Origin of the sequence: Acidocella sp. KAb 2-4 (assembly GCF_020567705.1) — a bacterium.
Lineage (GTDB): Bacteria > Pseudomonadota > Alphaproteobacteria > Acetobacterales > Acetobacteraceae > Acidocella.
On the sequence record NZ_JAJDJU010000060.1, the window covers coordinates 1 to 2,254 of the forward strand.

Here is a 2,254-nt window from a genome sequence, read left to right on the forward strand (position 1 = left end):
CGCAAGACGATCCGCGCCTACGCGCAGCGCTTTGCCGAGGGCGAAGCAAACTCCCCCGGGGTGGCCACCGGCTCGGCCGAGCAAACTCCTCCACCCCGGCCACCGGCTCCGGCGTCCTCGACGACGTCGCTGTGCGAGCCGCACCGTGCGTTCATCGAAGCGCAGCTGCGTCTGAAGCGCAACGCCACCGCCGTCTACCAGGATCTGGTCGACCAGTTCGGCTTCGCCGGCCACTACAACTCGGTCAAGCGCTTCGTCGCCCGGCTCAAGGTCCGCGAGCCCGAGCAGTTCGACCGCCTGGAGTTCGCCCCCGGCGAGGAGATGCAGGTGGACTACGGCGAGGGCGCGCTCACGCGCGTGCCCGGCAGTTCGCGCTACCGCCGTCCGCGCCTGTTCGTGGCCACGCTGCGCTACTCCCGCCGCAGCTTCCGCCGCGTGGTCTGGAAGTCCAGCCAGCAGGTCTGGGCCGAGCTGCACGAGCAGGCATGGCGCTACTTCGGCGGCTCGGCCCACTACGTGGTGCTCGACAACCTCAAGGAAGGCGTCGTCAAGCCCGACCTATACGAGCCCGAGCTCAACAAGGTCTACGCCGCCACGCTCAAGCACTATGGCGTGGTCGCCGACCCGGCGCGGGTGCGCGACCCCAACCGCAAGGGCTCGGTCGAGAACGCCATTGGGCACACCCAGGCCACGGCCCTCAAGGGTCGGCGCTTCGAGAGCCTGGAGGAGCACAACGCCTTCCTCGAGCATTGGGAGACCCGGTGGGCGGCGCCGCGCATCCACGGCAGCGCGCGCCGGCAGGTGCAGGCCATGTTCGAGGAGGAGAGAGCCCACCTGCAGCCGCTGCCGGTGCTGGGCATGCAGTACTTCACCGAGGCCGAGCGCACCGTCGCCGACGACAGCTGCGTGCGCGTCGACCACTGCAGCTACGCCGCCCGTCCGGCGCGCATCGGCACCCAGGTGCTGGTGCGCATCTATGCCCGGCGCATCGAGATTCGCGACCTCAAGACCCAGGAGCTGCTGCGCACCCATGAGCGCGCCGAGCACCCCGGCACCGTGGTCCTGCCCGCCGAGGAGCGCGTGTTCAACCCCTCGCGCGAGACGCGCCGCATCCTGGCCCAGGCGCGCGCCATCGGCTCCGAGGCCCTGCGCCTGTGCGAGCTGCTGTTCGCCGTCGAAGGCCGCGTGGGCCAGCGCAAGCTCTGGGGCATCGTCTCGCTGGCCGAGCGCTACCCCCGCCGCCTGGTCGACGCCGCCTGCGCCCGCGCGCTGCAGGAGGGCGTCTACAGCTATCGCCACGTCAAGGCGCTGACCGAGCGGCTCGTCACTGAGGCCTTGCAGGCCCTGGACGCCGCCCCGAGCGCCGAGCCGCTGACCCAGCAGCACGAGCTGATCCGTCCGGCCGAGGAGTACGCCGATCTGTTCGCCCGTGCCGCCGCCGATTCCCTCACCCACGACAGGAGCCCCCAGCATGACCCTCAATGAGATCGAACGAGCCCTGCGCGAGCTGCGCCTCTCGGGCATCGCCGATACGCTGTCCACCCGCGTGCTGCAGGCGCAGAGCAGCCAGGAGCCGTTCCTGGCCACCCTGGGCGCCATGCTGCAGGACGAGCTCGACCGGCGCCACTCGCGCCTGACCGAGCGGCGCTTCAAGCAATCGCGCCTGGATGAACGCCCGACGCTTGCCGACTTCGACTGGCGCTTCAACCCCAAGCTGCCGCGCGCGGCCTGCTTCGAGCTGCACACCCTGAAGTTCCTCGGCGACGGCGCCAACGCGCTGATCATCGGCAAGCCCGGCACCGGCAAGAGCCATGTGGCCAAGGCCGTGGCCTACCAGGCCACGCTGCAGGGCTATGACGTGCGCTACGTCGAGGCCGACACCGAGTTCGCCCGCTACGCCCTGGCCAGCACGCCGGAGCAGGCCACGCTGCTGCGGGCCTGGATCGAGCCCGACCTGCTCGTGCTCGACGACCTGTTCCTGGCCCGGCGCATCGGCGACGCCGCGGCCGAACTGCTGCAGGCCATCGTCCACCAGCGCTACAAGCACCGCCGCTCCATCATCGTGACCTCCAACCGCGTCGTGCAGGACTGGGGCAAGTACCTCGGCGACGCCACCATGGCCACCACCATCCTCGACCGTCTCATGCATCGCGCCGCCATGCTCGAGTTCGAGGGCCGCAGCTACCGCCTCAAGGAGGCCGCTGCGCGCATCGCCGTCACCGCCGATGCCTCATAATCCGCTCGTCCTTAATCC

Annotated in this window: 2 protein-coding genes; both read left to right on the plus strand. The window is 70.3% G+C overall.

Going from position 1 to position 2,254, the window contains the following annotated elements:
• Positions 1-1,485 (plus strand): IS21 family transposase (gene istA / locus LI953_RS15270; RefSeq protein WP_227076949.1); only part of this gene is annotated, 1,485 nt, incomplete at its 5' end.
• Complete coding sequence (gene istB, locus LI953_RS15275) at positions 1,472-2,236, plus strand: IS21-like element helper ATPase IstB (protein ID WP_018912571.1); 765 nt, start codon at positions 1,472-1,474, stop codon at positions 2,234-2,236. The genes istA and istB, both read left to right, overlap by 14 nt.
• Positions 2,237-2,254 lie beyond the last annotated feature (18 nt).

Excerpts from the sequence above, each read along its gene's own strand:
- istB (WP_018912571.1), top strand. The coding sequence starts at position 1,472 with ATGACCCTCAATGAGATCGAACGAGCCCTGCGCGAGCTGCGCCTCTCG.